The following is an 18,481-nucleotide window of genomic DNA, read 5'->3' as shown; positions in this document are numbered from 1 at the left end:
CCGCGCTTAACGCTTTGATGTCAGGGGAGCAAAAACGGCGTGCATCCCCGCTGTTGCGATAAATCTAGCGGGGAATCTGCCGTGGCAGAACGACTATTTTCTTAAATCAGCGCCGGTACAGGCAGCAAAACAGGTGCCAACGCCGCAGCTCCCAGGTCTGCACCACCCAGGTCTGCACCCCCAAGCGCAATCGCTTCGTGGTAGCGCAGGATGCGGCGGGCCGGAACGCGGGTCGTGCGCGATGCAAGCCCCGCAGGCACGGAAATGAGATCGCAAGCGACATCCCCAAGAAGCAGGCTTTCGCACAGCGCCCCCTCGGCCCGCAGGATCTGATGACTGTCGAGCAGCAGGTGAACATAGCTGATGTCACGGCACGGCAGGATGCGGATATCGCGCCCGTTGACCAAGGCCTTGGCCGGGGCCAGCACTTCAGACGCGCCGAACATCAATTCGGCCAAGGGCGTGCGCACCAGCACGCGGTGCTGTTGGCTGAGCCGCAATTCATGTTCGTTGCCGATGGCACCGGGGGCAAAGACCACGGGCGCGGCTTTGCCCAGCCCCGACATGCGCTGACGGCCAATCCAAGTGATCGGCCGAAGCCCCGCATCCAGCGTCACCACCTTTTGCCCGATGCGCACCTGGCCCGCCGGCACGGCCCCCGCCACAGTCGCGATCCGCGTTTCCGACGCAAAACACACAACGCCGTGGCTGTAGCTGGATTGCTGATCGGTGGTGAAAAAGCGCGGCGTCGCCCCACGCGCCGCCGTATCTGCATACCACCCCTCAAGATCGAATTGGGGCGTCCAGACCACATGCACAAGCTCGCCGTCCTGGGTGAGCCCCTCAAACACCACGACCCCGCCAGTGCCAAATTCAACGGAATCGCTTCGGATCACCCTCGCATCGCTGATGATGACCGGCCCCAACGGCGACTGATAGGTAAGGTCATAAAGTTCATCGAGCTCGAACAGGTTCGGATCGGCATCGCCCGCTTGCGGCGTTATTTCGAGATCTATCGAGTTGTGCGGCGGCTCATCAAAGGTCGAAATACCCGGGTCACTATTCACGTTGTCGCCGGTCGCGACCATGAATTCATTATCAATCGCACTTAACACCATCGTCGCACCACACCGCTCTGCTCGGGCAGAGAATGCGCAGAGGGACTATAAAATGCGGTTAATGCTAAACGCGCATTAGCTCAGGTTTGAATCAAACCGGAAGCGCTGTGGTCTTGAACACCGTGCGCAGGGCAAAGCTTGATTGCATCCGCGTGACGCCGGGCAGACGGGTAAGGTACTGCCGGTGGATGCGCGCGAAATCGTCGGTATCCTCGACCACCAGCTTGAGGATGTAATCCGCCGTTCCGGCCATCAGGTGGCATTCCAGCACGTTGGGAATGCGCGCCACGGCGGTTTCAAAGCCCTCAAGCACTTCATCGGACTGGCCCGACAGCGTGATCTCGACAAACACGGTGGAGGGCAGGCCCAGCTTGCGCGGGTCAAGCATGGCGACATAATTACGGATGATGCCTTCGTCTTCGAGCCGCTGCACCCGCCGATGGCAGGCCGAAGCCGAGAGATTAACCCGCTCCGCCAGATCAGCGTTCGACATGCGACCGCTCTTTTGCAGAACAGTCAGGATTCGGCGGTCTGTCGGGTCAAGCTGCATATATGAGAGATTTCATCGATTAAATTGCCAGATCATCGAATAATCGTCGAAAATACCGGCGACGCCAAGGCAAAATGTCAAACACCTGCGCCCTGTTATGCACGACCATACCCCTCCTAATAGCAATAAAACACCAGCAGGAGACACAGACAGATGAAGATCGGATGCCCCACCGAGATCAAACCGCAGGAATTCCGCGTCGGGCTCACCCCCAATGCCGCGCAAGAGGCCGTGGGCCACGGCCATAGCGTGCTCGTCCAGAGCGGCGCGGGCATCGGCGCAGGGTTTGAGGACGCCGACTACATCGCCGCGGGTGCCGAGATTGCCGGGGATGCGCAAGAGGTCTTTGCCGCCGCCGACATGATCGTCAAAGTCAAGGAGCCGCAGGCCGGTGAGCGCAAGATGCTGCGCGAGGGCCAGCTTTTGTTCACCTATCTGCACCTTGCGCCCGACCCCGATCAGACCCGCGATCTGCTGGCGTCGGGCTGTACCGCGATTGCCTATGAGACCGTGACCGACCGCAGCGGCGGCCTGCCTTTGCTGGCCCCGATGTCGGAAGTGGCGGGCAAACTTGCGCCGCAGGTCGGGGCGTGGACCTTGCAAAAGGCCAATGGCGGGCGCGGTGTTCTGATGGGCGGTGTGCCCGGTGTTTTGCCCGCGCGGATCGTGGTGATTGGCGGCGGTGTTGTTGGCACCCATGCGGCACGGGTGGCCGCCGGGATGGGCGCGGATGTCACTGTGATGGACCGGTCGCTGACGCGGATGCGCTATCTTGACGATGTCTTTGGCGGGTCCTTCAAGACGATGTACGCCAGCGCTGGCAACACCATCGAAATGGTGCGTGAGGCTGATATGGTGATCGGCGCGGTGCTGATCCCCGGCGCGGCGGCCCCCAAGCTGATTTCCCGCGCGCAACTGTCCGAGATGAAGCCGGGTGCGGCGCTGGTGGATGTGGCGATTGATCAGGGCGGTTGCTTCGAGACCTCGAAAGCCACCACCCATGCCGATCCGATCTATGACGTTGATGGCATCATGCACTACTGCGTTGCCAATATGCCGGGCGCGGTGGCGCGCACCTCGACCATCGCTTTGGGCAATGCGACCATGCCGTTCATGCTGGCGCTGGCCAACAAAGGGTGGAAGCAGGCCTGTGCCGACGATCCGCATCTGCTGGCCGGATTGAACGTGCATGCCGGTCAGTTGACCTATGCCGCGGTGGGCGCGGCGTTGGGCATTGACGTGGTGGCACCGACATCGCTTTTGGATGTGGCCTAACGGCGGGTTGAGAGGGGGTTTCGGGGCTCTGCCCCGGACCCCGCGGTATTTTTAAACAGAAGAAGACCTGGAGGCGCGTCGCTGCCTGCCCTTTGCCCTGCTGGCCCTTTCCCCTGTCGGGGCTTTGCGGTATCCCCCGGTCCAGACCGTTATACTGACCGGAAGCGACGCACATGAAATTCACTCTGTCCTGGCTTAAGGATCATCTCGACACCACGGCAACCGTGGACGAGATCACCTATGCGCTCACCGACCTCGGGCTTGAGGTTGAAGAGGTCTCGAACCCGGCGGAGCGGCTGGCGGCCTTTACCATCGGCCACGTGGTCAGCGCCGAAAAGCACCCTGACGCCGACAAGCTGAAGGTTTGTCAGGTGGCGACCGCGGATGGCGAGACCCAGATCATCTGTGGCGCGCCGAATGCGCGCGAAGGCATCACTGTGGTGATCGCCAAGCCCGGCGTCTATGTGCCCGGCCTCGACATCACCATCGGCGTTGGCAAAATTCGTGGCATCGAGAGCTATGGCATGATGTGTTCCGAGCGCGAGATGGAGCTGTCGGACGAGCACGAGGGTATCATCGAGCTGCCCTCTGGTGAGGTTGGCGACCGGTTCATTGATTGGCTGGCCGAGAATGACCCCGCCAAGGTCGACCCGGTGATCGAGATTGCGATCACGCCGAACCGCCCCGATGCGCTGGGTGTGCACGGTGTGGCGCGTGATCTGGCGGCGCGGGGGCTTGGCACCTTGAAGCAGCCCGAGCGGCACCATGTGGAAAGCCAGTTCCCCTGCCCGATCAGCATCCAGATTGAGGATGACACCCGCCAGGACGGCTGCGAGGTTTTTGCCGGGCGTTTGATCCGCAATGTTGAGAATGGGCCGTCGCCCGCGTGGCTTCAGGACCGGCTGCGCGCCATTGGCCTGCGGCCGATTTCCAAGCTGGTCGATATCACCAACTTCTTCACCTATGACCGCAACCGCCCCCTGCACGTTTTTGACGCTGACAAGGTGTCGGGCGGGTTGCGCGTGCACCGCGCGGCTGGCGGCGAGAGCTTTACCGGGCTGGATGAGAAGGACTATGCCTTCTCTGCCGGTCAGGTGGTGATTTCTGACGATAACGGTGTCGAAAGCATTGGCGGCATCATGGGCGGGCTGGCGACGGGCTGTACCGATGAGACGGTTAATGTGTTCCTTGAGGCCGCCGTCTGGGACCACATCCAGATTGCCATGACCGGCCGTGCGCTCAAGATCAATTCCGACGCGCGCTATCGCAACGAACGCGGCATCGACCCGGCCTATAACATGCAGGCGATGGAGGACGCGACGCAGATGATCCTCGATCTCTGCGGGGGCGAGGCGTCTTCGATCGTGGTGGCGGGCGAGGTGCCGAATGTGGCGCGCGCCTATGAGCTTGACCCCAAGCGGCTGCAATCGCTGGTGGGGCTGGACATTCACGAGAGCGAGCAGCGCCAGATCCTGACCTCGCTTGGCTTCCGGTTAGAGGGCAGCATGGCGCAGGTGCCATCGTGGCGGCCGGATGTGCTGGGCACTGCTGATCTGGTGGAGGAAGTCGCGCGGGTGACCTCGCTGACAAAACTGCCAGCCAAGCCGCTGCCGCGTCCTAGCGAAGGCGTGCCGCGCCCGATCCTGTCACCGATGCAGAAACGCGAGGCCGCCGCACGGCGGACCACCGCAGCGCTGGGCTATAACGAATGCGTCACCTACAGCTTTATCGATGAGGCCTCGGCCGGGCTGTTTGGCGGTGGCGAGGATGCCACCAAGCTGGCCAACCCGATTTCGTCAGAGATGAGCCACATGCGCCCCGATCTGCTGCCCGGTCTGTTGCAGGCTGCGGCCCGCAATCAGGCGCGCGGCTTCATGGATCTGGCGCTGTTCGAGCTGGGCCACATCTTTCAGGGTGGCGAGCCGGGCGAGCAGAGCAATCAGGTGGCGGGCCTTCTGGTTGGCCGCACCGGGCCGAAGGATGTGCACTGCGCATCCCGTCCGGTCAACGTGTTTGACGTCAAGGCCGATGCCGAGGCTGTGCTGGCCGCGATGGGCGCGCCCGCCAAGGCGCAAATCCGCCGCGATGGCGCGGGCTGGTGGCATCCGGGGCGCCACGGCGTGATCTGTCTGGGGCCGAAAAAGGTGCTGGGCGTGTTTGGCGAGTTGCATCCCAAGGTGCTGCAGGCGATGGACGTGAAAGGGCCGGCGATGGCCTTTACCCTCTGGCCCGAAGCGATCCCGATGCCGCGCAACACCGGGGCCACCCGCTCGGCGCTGGAATTGAACGGCCTGCAAGCGGTCGAACGCGATTTCGCCTTTGTGCTGGATGCGGATGTCGCCGCGCTTGACGTGGTGAATGCCGCCGGCGGTGCCGACAAGGCGCTGATTTCCGAAGTGCGGGTGTTCGACGAATTCATCGGCGGGTCGCTGGGCGAGGGCAAGAAATCGCTGGCCATCACCGTGCGCCTGCAACCTTCGGCCAAGACGCTGACCGAGAAAGACATCGAAGCCGTGTCGGCCAAGGTGGTCGAAAAGGTGAGCAAGGCGACAGGCGGCGTTTTGCGCGGCTAAATCAAAGCTCCGGCACGGTGGGCTAACCCCACCGTGCCCGCGCTAAAGCGCCTCAGCCTCAAGCCAGACACCGCCGTTGGGCCGCACCGTGATGATCATCACCGGCTCGGGGTCGCGCCCTGCCACTTGGGTAAATCGGAACCGCGACAGCAGCGTTGCGAGGATGATCACCGCTTCCTGAATGGCGAAACTCGCGCCGATACAGATGCGCGGCCCGTCGCCAAACGGCAGATAGGCAAAGCGCGGCACCGCCTTGCGGTCGGCAAAGCGCGCGGGCCGAAAGGCATCCGGGTCATCCCACAGCAGGCCGTTGCGGTGCAACGCATAGATCGGGATCATCACCGTATCGCCCGGCCTGATCTCGCGCCCGCAAAGCTCGTCCGCCTTTTGCGCCGTCCGCGAAACGATCCCCGCCGGCGGATAAAGCCGCATCGCCTCATCAACGATCTGCCGTATATAGGGCAGCTTTTCCACATCTGCGCCACCGGCAGCCCGCCCCTGCAAAACCGACTGCGCCTCGGCCCGCGCGCGGTCTTGCACCTCCTGATCAAAGGCACAGAGGTAAAGCGACCAGGCGAGGCTCAGCGCCGTGGTTTCATGCCCCGCCACGATGAAAGTCAGCAGATTGTCGCGCAGCTCTGGCACGCTCATCTTGCGCTTGGTCTCGGGGTCTTCGCCCGCAAGCAGCAGATCGAGCAGGTCCGGCACGCCCTCATGTGCGCGCCCGGCACGGCGGTCAATGGCGCTGTCGGCCACCGATTTCATCTGCCGCAGGGCTTTGCCCGACATCATCCGCCCGGGGCGCGGCACCCAATCGGGCATGCCCAGCATATCGAACAAAGACACCTTGCCCGCCGCCGCGATGTAATCGTCAATCGCCCGGTGCACGCCGGATTTATCAAACACGCTGTCGCCGGAAAAGGTCACGTCCGAGATCACATCAAAGGTAGTGGTGACCATCTCATCCGCCAGATTGACCGCCCTCGGCCCCGCCGCCGCAATCCGCGCGCAACTGCGTTCGGCCGCGGCCGACATGATCGGCGCAAGGTTCATAACGTTGCGATGCGAAAACACCGGTGCCGCCGCCCGCCGTTGCCAGCGCCAATGTGCGCCCTCAGCGATAAACAGCAATTCGCCAATCGCGGGGCGCAAAAGATTCTTGGTCACCAAGGACTTGGGGTAATCCTCCAGCCGCTCAAGCAGCATCGCCCGGATCGCCTCCGGATCCATCACCATATGCCAACGCACCCCAGTGCGCCCCGATACCATCGGCTGGGTCGTGGCGATTTTCGGGATGATACTCAACAGGTTGCGCCGCGCCGCCGAGAGGCTGGCAAACAATCCCAAAGGCCGGGTGCCCAACGGGACATGCACTGGCAGGCGCTGCGGCAAGGTGGTGTCGGGCATGAGGCGTGCTCCTTCTGACACACCATATAGCCTTCGGCCCGCCGCGTGCAATTGCGCCGCCCTGCCCCGTGCGCTAGTTAGGTTTTTGCACGATCCAACGAAGGACCCTTGCCCGATGCGCGCTTTGATTGCTCTGCTTGCCCTTGTCACCCTTGTCGCATGCTCGGATGGGCGTGATCTTGATGAGCCACCGGCACCGCTGGGCGACTTCAAACTCGGGCATTCCATCGTGATCGCGCCCAACCTCGTCAAAGGTCCGCTGTCGCGCGAAGCCTCAAAGGAACAGTGGGTTGCGGCAATGGACAAAGCGGTCGAAGACCGCTTCCGCCGCTATGAGGGCGACGACAAGAAGCTCTACCATTTCGGCATCTCGATCGAGGGGTATGTGCTGGCGCAGGTCGGCGTGCCGCTGGTGCTGCAACCCAAATCGGTGCTGATCTTCCGCGTCACCGTCTGGGACGATGTAAAAGGCGTTAAGCTTAACGAAGAGCCGCACGAAATCACCGTGCTCGAGGCCCCCTCGGCCGAGACATTCGCCGGATCGGGCCTGACGCAGACCGCCGAGGAACAGCTTGATAACCTTGTGATCAAGGGCACCAAACAGCTGGAAGTCTGGCTCGGCGTGCAGCAAAAGCGCCACGATTGGTTTACCCCCAACGCCCGCGTGGAAAAGTCTGCCGAGGGCAAGAAGTCCAACAAGGACGCCAAACCAGTCAACTGATACTTGATTTTTCTCGCCAGAACCAATATCTCGCCCGCGATGTGAAACGGGCCAATTTCGGCCCCCCAATAGCACGAGGCGCCAAAAGACATGGCAAAGGAAAAGTTTGCGCGTACCAAACCGCATTGCAACATCGGCACCATCGGCCATGTTGACCACGGCAAAACTACGCTGACCGCAGCGATCACCAAATACTTTGGTGACTTCAGATCCTACGACCAGATCGATGGCGCGCCGGAAGAAAAAGCCCGTGGCATCACCATCTCGACCGCACACGTCGAGTATGAAACCGAGAACCGTCACTACGCCCACGTCGACTGCCCCGGCCACGCTGACTATGTGAAAAACATGATCACCGGTGCCGCGCAGATGGACGGCGCGATCCTGGTTGTGAACGCGGCCGACGGCCCGATGCCCCAGACCCGCGAGCACATCCTGCTTGGCCGTCAGGTTGGCATTCCCTCGATGGTTGTCTTCCTCAACAAAGTCGACCAAGTCGACGATGAAGAGCTGCTCGAGCTGGTCGAAATGGAAGTTCGCGAGCTTCTGAGCGCCTATGACTACCCGGGCGACGACATCCCGATCGTTGCGGGTTCCGCACTGGCGGCGATGGAAGGCCGCGATCCGGAAATCGGCGAAGAGAAAATCAAAGAGCTGATGGCCGCTGTTGACGCGTACATCCCGCAGCCGCCGCGCGCGGTTGACGAGCCGTTCCTGATGCCGATCGAAGACGTGTTCTCGATCTCGGGTCGTGGTACGGTTGTGACCGGTCGTATCGAACGCGGTGTGATCAACGTTGGCGACGAAATCGAAATCGTCGGCATCAAAGACACCAAGAAAACCACCTGTACCGGTGTTGAAATGTTCCGCAAGCTGCTTGATCGCGGTGAAGCTGGCGACAACGTTGGTGTTCTTCTGCGCGGTATCGACCGTGAAGGTGTTGAGCGTGGGCAGGTTCTCTGCAAGCCGAAGTCGGTTAACCCGCACACCAAATTCGAAGCGGAAGCCTATATCCTGACCAAAGACGAGGGTGGCCGTCACACGCCGTTCTTCGCCAACTACCGCCCGCAGTTCTACTTCCGGACCACAGACGTGACCGGCACCGTGAACCTGCCCGAGGGTACGGAAATGGTCATGCCCGGCGACAACCTGAAGTTCGAAGTTGAACTGATTGCGCCGATCGCCATGGAACAAGGCCTGCGCTTCGCGATCCGCGAAGGTGGCCGCACCGTCGGTTCCGGCGTGGTGTCCAAAGTTCTCGATTAATCCTTTCGGGATTGATCAAGCTGTCCAAATTGAAAGGGCCGGTCGATGTGACCGGCCCTTTTTTCGTGGCTGACGCCGTTTGTGACTGACTTAGCCGGGGCAGCACAGCGCCTTGATCCCGCGTGCGATCTCGGGCCGGGCGGCCAGCGTATCCGCCGCCAGCGCCTGTACCGTGTCCATCAGGTCTTCGCGCGCCACCAACCGCTCAACCAGACCAAAGCGCAGCGCCTCGTCAGCGGTCAGCTTGGCCCCGCCCATCAGCACCAGCTTGGCCCGCGCCGGGCCAACCAGCGCCGCCAGACGACCAGGATCAGAGGGTTGCGGCAGATAGCCGAGCTTCATCACCGGATAGAAGAACCTCGCCTCCGGCACCGCAATCCGCATGTCGCAGGCCAGCGCCATGCCAAAGGCCCCGCCCGCCAGCGTGCCGTTCAGCGCCGCAATGGTCAGGCCGGGCAGCGCGGCAATCGCCGATGACAGCCGCTCCCACACGTCCGAAGTGGCCAGGCCCGCCTTGGCCGCGTCCAGATCGGCACCGGCGGAAAACACCTTGCCGACACCGGTCAGCACGAAAACCTGCGCCTCGCGGGCGCCTATCGCAATCTCGACCAAATGCTCCAGCATGTCAGGCGTCAGCGAATTGGCCTTATCGGGGCGGTTGATCGTTGCCACCCACAGCCCGACGTCGCGGCTCAGCTCGATCATGTCACAAGGCCCAACGTCCGCCGCCAGCCTTCATCGCGCAAAGACAACTCTTCGCCCAGATGTGCATCGCCCTCGGGGCCAGCCATCCACAGCAGCGCCTCTGACACCCACTCCGGCGGGATGTGATCGGACCAGTCCAGCTGGCTCACCGGGTTGATGCCGCTGGTCTTGATCTCGCGCTGCATGTCGGTGGCCACCGTGCCCGGCGACAGGCCCATCGCGCGAATGCCTTGGGCGCGGCCCTCATGATCGGCAGAGCGGGTCAGCATCGCCGCCCCGGCCTTGGAGGCGCAATAGGCGCTCCAGGCCTCGACAGGGCCATGTGCGGCCCCGGACGAGATCGTCAGGATCGTGCCGCCGCCCTGCGCCATCATCACCGGCATCGCCGCGCGCATGCCGTGATAAACCCCCTTGAGATTGACGTCGATGGCATGGCCCCAACCCTCAGGATCGGAAGTCGCCAAAAGCGAGATCGGCTCGATCACCCCGGCGTTGCCAATCAGCACATCCAGCCGCCCAAAAGCCTCGACCGCGGCGCGCACTGCCGCCTCAACCTCCCAGAACCGGGACACATCGCACGGCACGGCAAGCGCCTTGGGGCCGATCTCTCCGGCCAGCTCGGCCACGCTTTCTTCGCTGCGGGCGACAAGCACCACATTGGCCCCGGCCCGCGCAAATCCGCGCGCCGCCGCCGCGCCGATGCCCCGGCTCGCCCCGGTGATCATCACACATTTTCCACTCATGAAATCCGGCATGGGTTTCCCTTGCAAATGGTTGCCATCGGGCCATGTGGTAGCCCGTCCTCCAAGGCAGGTCCAGAACTGGTGGAATGCCTTACCTTGGGGTTTCCTCCCCTTGACCTCTTCCAGCCCGCAAGAGCATGCTGCGGCATGTCATTCAAAGAAAGGCGCATTTATTATGTACTCATATACTAAATTAACCAGCACCAGCGCGTTGGCCCTCCTGGTGGCGCAGTCCGCCGCAGCCGATGTCACGCCTGCCCAGGTCTGGGCCGATTTCACCGGATATATCGAAGGCTATGGCTATGAGGTGTCTGCCACCGAAACCGGATCCGATGACGCGCTCACCGTGTCGGACATCATTCTGACCATCCCGATCCCCGAAGAACAGACGACCATAACGATGGGCATGCCCGAGATGACCTTTACCGCCGATGGCGGGGCGGTTGACGTGGCCTGGCCTGCCTCGATGCCGGTCACCTTCAGTGTCGATGCCGAGGGCAAAGCGGTGGTGGTGACGCTGCTGTATGAGACCACAGACCTTGCCATGACTGTATCGGGCGATCCGGGTGACACCCGTTGGGACTACGGTGCCACCACATCGCGGGTATCGCTCAGTGACGTGGTCGCAGACGGCCAGAGCATCCCCCCCGAGGTGGCGCGCGGTGAGATTGTGATGGATGGCATCAGCGGGTCGTCCGCAATGACCACCGCAGAGATGCGGGAAGTGTCGCAAGAAATCGCGATCGAGACCCTGCGCTATGACATTTCCGCGCGCGACCCCGACACGCCGGCGAATACGCTGGTGATGAAGGGTGGCCTTGATGGTGTGTCTTACAGCGGGGCCGGTGTTCTGCCGCTTGAGATTGATGCGGAGGACCCGATGGCGCTTTTGGCCGCGATGAATGTGGAAGGCGCGATGACCTACACCGGCGGCAGCACCCAGTTCAACTTTGTTGAAAGCGGTGAGGCGGTGAGCTTTTCCTCTGCTTCGACCGGCGGCCAGTTCGACATGGTGCTGAGTCCGCAGGTCTGGAGCTATGACGTGGGTGTGACCGGCTATGAGATGCAGGTTCAGGGCGGCGACATCCCGTTTCCCGTGACCATGAGCGCGGCAGAGATGGGCGCGCATTTCACGGTGCCGGTGGCAAAATCCGACGCGCCGCAGGATATGGCAGTCGGGCTCAACCTCACCGATTTTGTAATGACCGACATCATCTGGGGCATGATCGATCCGGGCGGGCAACTGCCGCGCGATCCGGCCACGGTGAAGTTTGACGTCAGCGGCAAGGTGCGGATGCTGTATGACCTGTTTGACCCGGAACAGGCCGAGCAGATGGCGATGTCGGACATGCCAGCCGAGCTTCATTCCGTGTCGCTGAACGAGTTGGTTGTCGATGCCGTGGGGGCCGTCCTGACCGGGTTCGGCAGCTTTACCTTCGACAATAGCGATTTGCAGAGCTTCGGTGGCCTTCCACGTCCGCAGGGCGAATTGGAAGCTGAGTTGAGCGGGGCGAATGCCCTGATCGACAAACTGATCGGCATGGGCCTCGTGCCCGAGGAGCAGGCGATGGGCGCACGGATGATGATGGGCATGTTCTCGGTGGCCACCGGCGACGATCAGGTGAAATCCAATATCGAAATCAACGAGCAGGGCCATATTTTGGCCAATGGTCAGCGTATTCAGTAACGCGGACCCAAGCGACAACGGAAGGGCGTGCCACAGGGTGCGCCCTTTGGCTTTTGCGGTGCCTGATCCATTATGGATCAGTACTGATCCATAATGGATCAGGCCCGTTCACGCCTCGGCGGTTTCGCCAAAATGCGCACCGGGGAGGCCCGGCTGCATCCGGATCAGTCGAGAATCGGCCACCGCGGCCTGACGGTGACGCACCGCTTGCCGGTACTCGGGGTCGCGCAGCATGGCGACAAAGGCCGCACCGGACGGATATTCCGCGATAAAGGCCAGATCCCAGCGCTCGTCCGCCGGGCCGATCAGCGTCAGTTCCGGCGTTCCGATCCAAACCTGACGCCCGCCGAGCCTTTGATAGACCGGGCCGCTCTCCCGCGCATAGGCACGGTAAGCCTCTGCGCCCGTGGCCTCGGTTCCGTCGGGATACGCGGCATGCGCGCGCAGCCGGACAAGGTTGAGCATATGCACAGGGCCGTCCCGGTCCAAATCGCGGAACCGGGCGAAATCTTCGCGGGTGGGATCGATATATGCGGTCATGCGGGCCCCCAGTGGTTAGACCTGCGCACTTTGGGCGACCGAGGCGCGCGCGGCAAGTCGCCCTACCCTGCGACCTCGCTGCGCAATTTCGCCATCAGGTCGCTTAAGGTTTTAACGTAGCGCTCTTCCTTCAGCCGCCCGCTGTCATCAAACTGCTGGCGCGCCTGCGCGACAAGCACCTCGGGCCCTTGCAGGATACGTGGCCGAAACGCCATCATGCAGGCCCGCAGCATTGTCTGCGTCCGCTCTCCGCCTGCGCGCCCGGCGGCGGCAGACATGATGGCGACGGGCTTGTCGACCCAAGGCGTGCCCTCGGTGCGGCTGACCCAATCCAGCGCGTTTTTCAACACGCCGGAGATGCCTTTGTTGTACTCTGGCCCGGAAATCACCACCGCATCCGCATCTGCAATCTGGTCGGCAAGGCGCTGCACCTCAGGGGGAATGCCCGCGCTGTCCTCAAGGTCGCCATCGTAGAGCGGCAGGCGCAGGTCAGCTTCGACGAAGTCGGCCGGGCCAAACACGCGGGCGGCTTCGCGGATCAGCTTGGTGTTGGTCAACTCCTTGCGGAGCGACCCGGACAGGCCCAGAAGGTTCAATGTCATCAGTATGTCTCCCTGCGGTTCCTTGCAGACCTATTGCAAAGCCATCCAGAAGCAAGCCGCAGGCACAGCGAACCTCGGCAAAGCAAACCCCGGCCCGCGTGTGTGCGCGGACCGGGGCATATCAACATCAAACGGCTGTCAGATCAGGATGCGTTGGGCAGGATCACAACTTCGACCCGACGGTTCTTGGCTTTGCCCGCAGAGGTCAGGTTGTCCGCGATCGGCTGGCTTTCGCCGCGACCGAGGGTCTGGATCCGGCTGCCGGCCACGCCCGACGAGATCAGCACGCCCGCAACAGAGCGGGCGCGCCGCTCGGAGAGACCTTGGTTGTAGGCCGCGTCGCCATCGCTGTCGGTGTGCCCGATGACCTGGATGGTCGAGTTCGGATAGGCCTGCAGGTTGCTGGCCAGCGCCCGCAGATCGCGTTGCAGATCGGGGCGCACAGAGGCGTCATCGACCGCAAACAGGATGTCGTTGGGCAGCGAGACGATCAGGCGGTCACCGGTGTTGGTGATGGTGCCGTTGGTCATCGACTGGCGCAGGTCTTCTTCCTGCTGGTCGAGACGGTTGCCGATCACTGCGCCCGCGCCGGCACCAACAATGGCACCGCCGATGATGCGATTGCGTTTCTCAACTTCGTTGCCGCCGGCAAGGACGCCTGCCGCCGCACCGGCCAGACCGCCGATTACCGCGCCCTGGCGGGCTTTTTGGTTCTGGTTGGGGCCTTCGGTGGTACAGGCCGCCAGCGAAAACGCCGCAGCGGACGCCAGCAGAATGGGTTTGCTCAGGAAAGTCATATTCGTTTGCCTCTCAGTTCCGCGCGATTGCGCGCCGCGCGTGCTTTACACTGTGCGCGATCCTGCTGCCCCTCACTTCTTCGTGCAAGAGAGAATCGGCGGAAGCTTGCCGCTTGCGTGGGGGCAGGCGCAGGTGTTGGCCTTGGGGGCTCTGCCCCCGACGCGGCAAGCCGCGCCTCCCCCGAGGTATTTATGAACAGAAGAAGCCGGAGTCAGGCGTCTTTGCGGGCGGATTCGTAGGCCAGCAGGGCGCGTTTGACCGGCAGACCCCAGTGATAGCCGCCCAGCGCGCCGGATTTGCGCAGCGCGCGGTGGCAGGGGATCAGCCAGGACACCGGGTTGCGCCCGACGGCGGTTCCGACAGCGCGCACCGCTTTGGGATTGCCGATGCTCTGGGCGATCTCGGAATAGGTGGTGACATGGCCCGAGGGGATCGCCAGCAGCGCCTCCCAGACCTTTATCTGGAACGGCGCACCGATGAGGTAGAGCGGCGCCTCCGCGCCCGCCACCTCGCCAAAGGCGGCCATGACCCACGGGGCAAGCCGATCCGGCGCGTCCTGAAATGTGGCTTTGGGCCAGCGGCGGACCAGATCCTCAATGCAAGCGGCTTCGCCCATCTCGGCCGCGAACCCCAAGCCGCAAATGCCCCTATCCGTGCCCATCACCAAAGCGCGGCCGAAGGGGCTGTCGAACCAGCCCTGATAGATCGTCAGCCCTGCCCCGCCTTCGGCATAATCGCCGGGGCTCATCGCCTCCCAGCGCAGGAACAGATCGTGCAGCCGCCCGCCCCCCGACAGCCCCGCGCCATCCGCCGCCGCCAGCGTGGTGAACCGGTCGCGCAGCAGCGCCTTGGCGTGGCCGAGCGTCAGGTATTGCTGATAGCGTTTCGGCGACACCCCGACCCATTTCGAGAACACCCGCTGGAAATGCGCCGGCGACATGTTCATCTCGCCCGCCAGCGCCTCAAGCGTCAGGGGCGTTTCACTGGCGTCGATCACATCAATGGCGCGGCGCATCACCTGGTAATGATAGCCGGTGTCCTGCATGGTCATGGGGCAACTCCTTTGCCTCAATCTAGGGCGACACGCGCGCCCCCGCGACCCGAATGTTGCGCTTATCCCTGCACTGCGCCATAGAGCGCGCATGGCAAAACAGCTTGATTATCACACGATCCGCGAGATCTTTACCCGCTTTGAGCAGGCCGACGCCGCGCCCAAGGGCGAGCTTGACCATGTGAACGCCTATACGCTGGTGGTGGCTGTCGCGCTTTCGGCGCAGGCCACCGATGCGGGCGTCAACAAGGCGACCAAAGAGCTGTTCCGCATCGCCGACACGCCGGAAAAGATGCTGGCGCTGGGCGAAGAGGCGGTGACCGAGCATATCAAGACCATCGGGCTGTATCGCAACAAGGCCAAGAACGTCATCAAGCTGAGCCGCATCCTTGTCGACGACTATGGCGGCGAAGTGCCCAACAGCCGCGCCGCCCTGATCTCGCTCCCCGGTGTCGGGCGCAAAACGGCGAATGTGGTTTTGAACATGTGGTGGCAGTACCCGGCACAGGCCGTGGACACCCATATCTTTCGCGTCGGCAACCGGTCGGGCATTTGCCCCGGCAAGGATGTTGACGCTGTCGAACGCGCCATCGAGGACAATATCCCGGTGGATTTCCAGCAACACGCGCATCACTGGCTGATCCTGCATGGCCGCTATCACTGCAAGGCCCGCAAGCCGCAATGCGGCACCTGCCTGATCCGCGATCTCTGTATGTTTGAGGACAAGAACCTATGAAAACCTATCAGCTTGTCGGCATCGGCAACGCCGTCGTCGATGTGATCACCCAAGCCGATGACAGCTTTCTCGGTCATATGGGCATCGAAAAAGGCATCATGCAGCTGATCGAGCGTGAGCGGGCCGAGCTGCTGTATGGCGCGATGGGTGAGCGCAAGCAGGCGGCGGGCGGTTCGGTTGCCAATACCATCGCCGGGGCGGGCAATCTGGGTCTGCGCACCGCGTTTGTTGGCCGGGTGCATGACGATGCGCTGGGGCGGTTTTATGCCAAGGCGATGACGGATGTCGGCACGGCCTTTGTCAATCCGCCAGTGGCGGGGGGCGAATTGCCGACCTCGCGCAGCATGATCATCGTGTCGCCCGATGGCGAGCGGTCGATGAACACCTACCTCGGGATTTCTGCCGAACTCGGCCCGGACGACGTGGACGAAGCGGTGGCGGCCAATGCCGAGATCGTGTTTCTCGAAGGCTATCTGTTTGACAAGGACAAGGGCAAAGAGGCCTTCACCCGCATGGCGCGCGCCTGTAGCGCCGCGGGCGGCAAGGCCGGGATTGCGATCTCGGACCCGTTCTGTGTGGAACGGCACCGGGCGGATTTCCTCGACCTGATTGAGAATGAGCTGGACTATGTGATCGGCAATGAGGCCGAGATTCGCTCGCTGTATGAAACCGACGATACCGAAGCGGCTTTGGCCAAGGTGGCAGAGATCTGTTCGCTGGTGGCCTGCACCCGGTCGGGCGACGGGGTGACGATTGTGGCGGACGGTGTGCGCACCGACGTTGGCGTGCAGCGGATCGTGCCTGTCGATGCAACCGGCGCGGGCGATGGCTTTGCCGCCGGGTTCCTGTATGGGCTGGCGACGGGCCGCGATATGGAGATCTGCGGGCGCATGGGCTGTACCGTGGCGGGCGAAGTGATCCGACATGTGGGGCCGCGCGCCGAGGGCGACTTGCAGGAAGTGTTCGAGGCGGCGGGGCTGGCGACAGTCTAAGCCGTCAGGCAGGATAGGTCGTCAGGCTGGGGCGGGTGGGTCGATCACCGGCTTCACCCTGACCCGCAGCAGAGAAACAGCGGAGATCGCCGTCAAAATGGCGGTCCCGTACACCAACGGCAGCAGGCACAAAAACACCGTGGCCGAACTGGTGGCGAGGAACTTGCTCGAGCCAAGCGCAAGCGCGAACAGCCAGCTTGCCGTAGACACGCCACCGATCACCACAGCAGCGTTGCGTTGCCCTGCGCCAAGCGCCCAGATCCCCCGCGCGCCTGCGGTGCGAAACATCGGCAGGGCATAGCGGCCGATCAGCACGGCGTTGAAGGTCAGCACCGCAACCACCAACAGCTTTACCAGAAGTTTAGGCGAGAATTCGGCCCAGACAAACCCGGTGCGCAGGTAGATCAGCGCCAAACCGGACGCCCACATTCCGACAAGCGCAAGCGTGACGACGCTGTGACAGGTCTCAAGCGTGGCGTGATCGCGGGGGGTGGTGCGGCTTCGCAGATGAGACAGCACAATGAAATCTGCGGTAAACGCGACGCCCAAACCGATCGCAACAGACAAAAGATGGCAATACCGAACGAAATCGCCGAGAATTTCCTGAACCAAACCTGTATCCAAACACTGATTAAAAAATCACAACTGGCCGTCAAATCCGAGCGGCCGATGGGGTATAATACCAAGCATATTTAACAGTTTAAGCAAATTATCGCGCCTGTTCCGACGTGCTGCAATAATATCACAGACACGTCGGAACGGCGATGTCAGGTGGCCTTGGTCACTCGCCTAGCTTGGCGTGCACCTCCTCGAGATCAATCTCGCCCACCGGCAGTTTGTTGGCCGGGTTCTCGAAATCGTATTTGAACACCTCGAAATCGCGTTTGTACATTTCGTAGACCAGGTGCATCGACAGGTCGTCAAAGTAATCCTCGACCGGGTGCAGCCGCTTGGGGCCGTGACCCTCGCTTTCGTTAAACCGGGGGATTTGCTCGATGTTCACCTGATGCGGCGTCTCGATTGCGCCGAGCACTTCGGCCATGCCTTCGTTGAACTTCTCGGTCCAGACGATCTTGTCATATTTGCCGCCGTTGCAGATGAAGGTCGACACATGGCCAGAGGTCGCTGACCAGTGGATATCCGGGTCCATCGGCTTGCGAAACTTGATGGTGTCGCGCGCGAACAACAGAAAGCGGCGGAAGCTGGCGATCTGGTCGAACTCGCCTTTGCCGTCATCGCCCCCCACATCGACACCGTATTTCTGCATCACCATCGGCACCAGATTGCCGCGATAGCGGTTGCCGTTGCGCTGGATGCCGCAGATTTTGTCAAAGAACGACGACAGGATGCGCGTGTAGGGATTGCGCACGCAGGTGAACGCATAAGCCGCATGCATCCGGACATTGGCGTTGATCACCTGCTGGCTTTCCTCGCGGGCCCATTTGTGAAGCCCCTCGGACGCATCATGGATATCACCGTCGAAAAACGCGCCGTGATCGGAATAATACAGGATCTGACCGATGGTCGAGCAGGCGCATTTCGGCACCACGCGGTAAATCACGCTCTCGCTCTCTGTCATCCATGTGCCGGGAAAGCCCATGGTTGCTGCCTCCTCAAGTCTGTTTTTATCGTTGCTGCGACTATACTCTGGTTTGATTTTCCTAATAAACCCTGTTTATTCAAGGATAGTTCAGCTTTAACTGCTACCTAGGGCGAA

General features: G+C 62.2%; 18 protein-coding genes. 7 read left to right on the top strand and 11 right to left on the bottom strand.

The features are described from left to right. Positions 1 to 101: 101 nt before the first annotated feature. Both ACW9UO_RS12010 and ACW9UO_RS12005 read right to left on the bottom strand, forming a co-directional pair. Positions 102 to 1,067 (bottom strand): Hint domain-containing protein, encoded by a 966-nt coding sequence (locus ACW9UO_RS12010; RefSeq protein WP_457086042.1) that lies wholly within the window; start codon positions 1,065 to 1,067, stop codon positions 102 to 104. Between the two features lie 142 nt (positions 1,068 to 1,209). Beyond that, positions 1,210 to 1,668 (bottom strand): Lrp/AsnC family transcriptional regulator, encoded by a 459-nt coding sequence (locus ACW9UO_RS12005; protein ID WP_457086041.1) that lies wholly within the window; start codon positions 1,666 to 1,668, stop codon positions 1,210 to 1,212. Positions 1,669 to 1,821: 153 nt separating this feature from the next. Here ACW9UO_RS12005 and ald point away from each other — a divergent pair, with 153 nt between their 5' ends. Beyond that, on the top strand, positions 1,822 to 2,943 hold the full coding sequence (ald, locus tag ACW9UO_RS12000; protein ID WP_457086040.1) for an alanine dehydrogenase: 1,122 nt from the start codon (positions 1,822 to 1,824) through the stop codon (positions 2,941 to 2,943). A gap of 173 nt (positions 2,944 to 3,116) precedes the next feature. After that, the gene (gene pheT / locus ACW9UO_RS11995) at positions 3,117 to 5,516 is read left to right on the top strand and encodes a phenylalanine--tRNA ligase subunit beta (RefSeq protein ID WP_457086039.1); all 2,400 of its coding nucleotides are present in this window, start codon (positions 3,117 to 3,119) and stop codon (positions 5,514 to 5,516) included. A 42-nt stretch (positions 5,517 to 5,558) separates the two neighbouring features. Here the strand turns inward: pheT and ACW9UO_RS11990 are convergent, their stop codons facing one another. Continuing rightward, positions 5,559 to 6,923: a cytochrome P450 gene (locus ACW9UO_RS11990; protein ID WP_457086038.1), complete on the bottom strand. Its 1,365-nt coding sequence runs from the start codon at positions 6,921 to 6,923 to the stop codon at positions 5,559 to 5,561. A 115-nt stretch (positions 6,924 to 7,038) separates the two neighbouring features. Between ACW9UO_RS11990 and ACW9UO_RS11985 the strand changes: the two genes are divergently transcribed. Both ACW9UO_RS11985 and tuf read left to right on the top strand, forming a co-directional pair. Beyond that, positions 7,039 to 7,644 carry a hypothetical protein gene (locus ACW9UO_RS11985; protein ID WP_457086037.1) on the top strand — a complete coding sequence of 202 codons (606 nt, stop codon included), beginning with the start codon at positions 7,039 to 7,041 and terminating at the stop codon, positions 7,642 to 7,644. A 90-nt stretch (positions 7,645 to 7,734) separates the two neighbouring features. Then, positions 7,735 to 8,910 carry an elongation factor Tu gene (tuf, locus tag ACW9UO_RS11980; RefSeq protein ID WP_457086036.1) on the top strand — a complete coding sequence of 392 codons (1,176 nt, stop codon included), beginning with the start codon at positions 7,735 to 7,737 and terminating at the stop codon, positions 8,908 to 8,910. A 90-nt stretch (positions 8,911 to 9,000) separates the two neighbouring features. Here tuf and ACW9UO_RS11975 read toward each other — a convergent pair whose 3' ends face one another. Together ACW9UO_RS11975 and ACW9UO_RS11970 are read right to left on the bottom strand one after the other, a co-directional pair. After that, a complete protein-coding gene (locus ACW9UO_RS11975) occupies positions 9,001 to 9,615 on the bottom strand; it encodes an enoyl-CoA hydratase/isomerase family protein (protein WP_457086035.1) in 615 nt (204 codons plus the stop codon). Beyond that, on the bottom strand, positions 9,612 to 10,370 hold the full coding sequence (locus ACW9UO_RS11970; RefSeq protein ID WP_457086034.1) for an SDR family oxidoreductase: 759 nt from the start codon (positions 10,368 to 10,370) through the stop codon (positions 9,612 to 9,614). The genes ACW9UO_RS11975 and ACW9UO_RS11970 overlap by 4 nt, the downstream gene beginning before the upstream one ends. 163 nt (positions 10,371 to 10,533) lie before the next feature. Here ACW9UO_RS11970 and ACW9UO_RS11965 point away from each other — a divergent pair, with 163 nt between their 5' ends. Then, positions 10,534 to 12,045, top strand: a complete 1,512-nt coding sequence (locus tag ACW9UO_RS11965) for a DUF2125 domain-containing protein (RefSeq protein ID WP_457086033.1) — start codon at positions 10,534 to 10,536, stop codon at positions 12,043 to 12,045. Between the two features lie 108 nt (positions 12,046 to 12,153). Here the strand turns inward: ACW9UO_RS11965 and ACW9UO_RS11960 are convergent, their stop codons facing one another. From ACW9UO_RS11960 to ACW9UO_RS11945, 4 genes are all read right to left on the bottom strand, one after another. Beyond that, positions 12,154 to 12,585 carry a DUF1330 domain-containing protein gene (locus ACW9UO_RS11960; RefSeq protein WP_457086032.1) on the bottom strand — a complete coding sequence of 144 codons (432 nt, stop codon included), beginning with the start codon at positions 12,583 to 12,585 and terminating at the stop codon, positions 12,154 to 12,156. Positions 12,586 to 12,647: 62 nt separating this feature from the next. Continuing rightward, positions 12,648 to 13,187 carry an NADPH-dependent FMN reductase gene (locus ACW9UO_RS11955; RefSeq protein WP_457086031.1) on the bottom strand — a complete coding sequence of 180 codons (540 nt, stop codon included), beginning with the start codon at positions 13,185 to 13,187 and terminating at the stop codon, positions 12,648 to 12,650. A 143-nt stretch (positions 13,188 to 13,330) separates the two neighbouring features. Beyond that, positions 13,331 to 13,984 carry an OmpA family protein gene (locus tag ACW9UO_RS11950; protein WP_457086030.1) on the bottom strand — a complete coding sequence of 218 codons (654 nt, stop codon included), beginning with the start codon at positions 13,982 to 13,984 and terminating at the stop codon, positions 13,331 to 13,333. Positions 13,985 to 14,196: 212 nt separating this feature from the next. Beyond that, positions 14,197 to 15,036: a methylated-DNA--[protein]-cysteine S-methyltransferase gene (locus ACW9UO_RS11945; protein WP_457086029.1), complete on the bottom strand. Its 840-nt coding sequence runs from the start codon at positions 15,034 to 15,036 to the stop codon at positions 14,197 to 14,199. Positions 15,037 to 15,127: 91 nt separating this feature from the next. Between ACW9UO_RS11945 and nth the strand changes: the two genes are divergently transcribed. Continuing rightward, positions 15,128 to 15,772, top strand: coding sequence for an endonuclease III (gene nth, locus ACW9UO_RS11940; RefSeq protein WP_457086028.1), 645 nt, complete (start codon positions 15,128 to 15,130; stop codon positions 15,770 to 15,772). After that, the gene (locus ACW9UO_RS11935; protein ID WP_457086027.1) at positions 15,769 to 16,764 is read left to right on the top strand and encodes an adenosine kinase; all 996 of its coding nucleotides are present in this window, start codon (positions 15,769 to 15,771) and stop codon (positions 16,762 to 16,764) included. Before nth ends, ACW9UO_RS11935 begins: the two co-directional genes overlap by 4 nt. 21 nt (positions 16,765 to 16,785) lie before the next feature. On the opposite strand, the gene ACW9UO_RS11930 is transcribed toward ACW9UO_RS11935, so the two are convergent. Both ACW9UO_RS11930 and ACW9UO_RS11925 read right to left on the bottom strand, forming a co-directional pair. Continuing rightward, on the bottom strand, positions 16,786 to 17,331 hold the full coding sequence (locus tag ACW9UO_RS11930; RefSeq protein ID WP_457086026.1) for a hypothetical protein: 546 nt from the start codon (positions 17,329 to 17,331) through the stop codon (positions 16,786 to 16,788). Between the two features lie 214 nt (positions 17,332 to 17,545). Beyond that, on the bottom strand, positions 17,546 to 18,364 hold the full coding sequence (locus ACW9UO_RS11925; protein WP_457086025.1) for a sulfotransferase family protein: 819 nt from the start codon (positions 18,362 to 18,364) through the stop codon (positions 17,546 to 17,548). Between the last annotated feature and the right edge of the window lie 117 nt (positions 18,365 to 18,481).

The sequence above is a fragment of the Marinovum sedimenti genome, from assembly GCF_054052205.1.
This window is presented reverse-complemented; position numbering and strand designations above follow the sequence as displayed.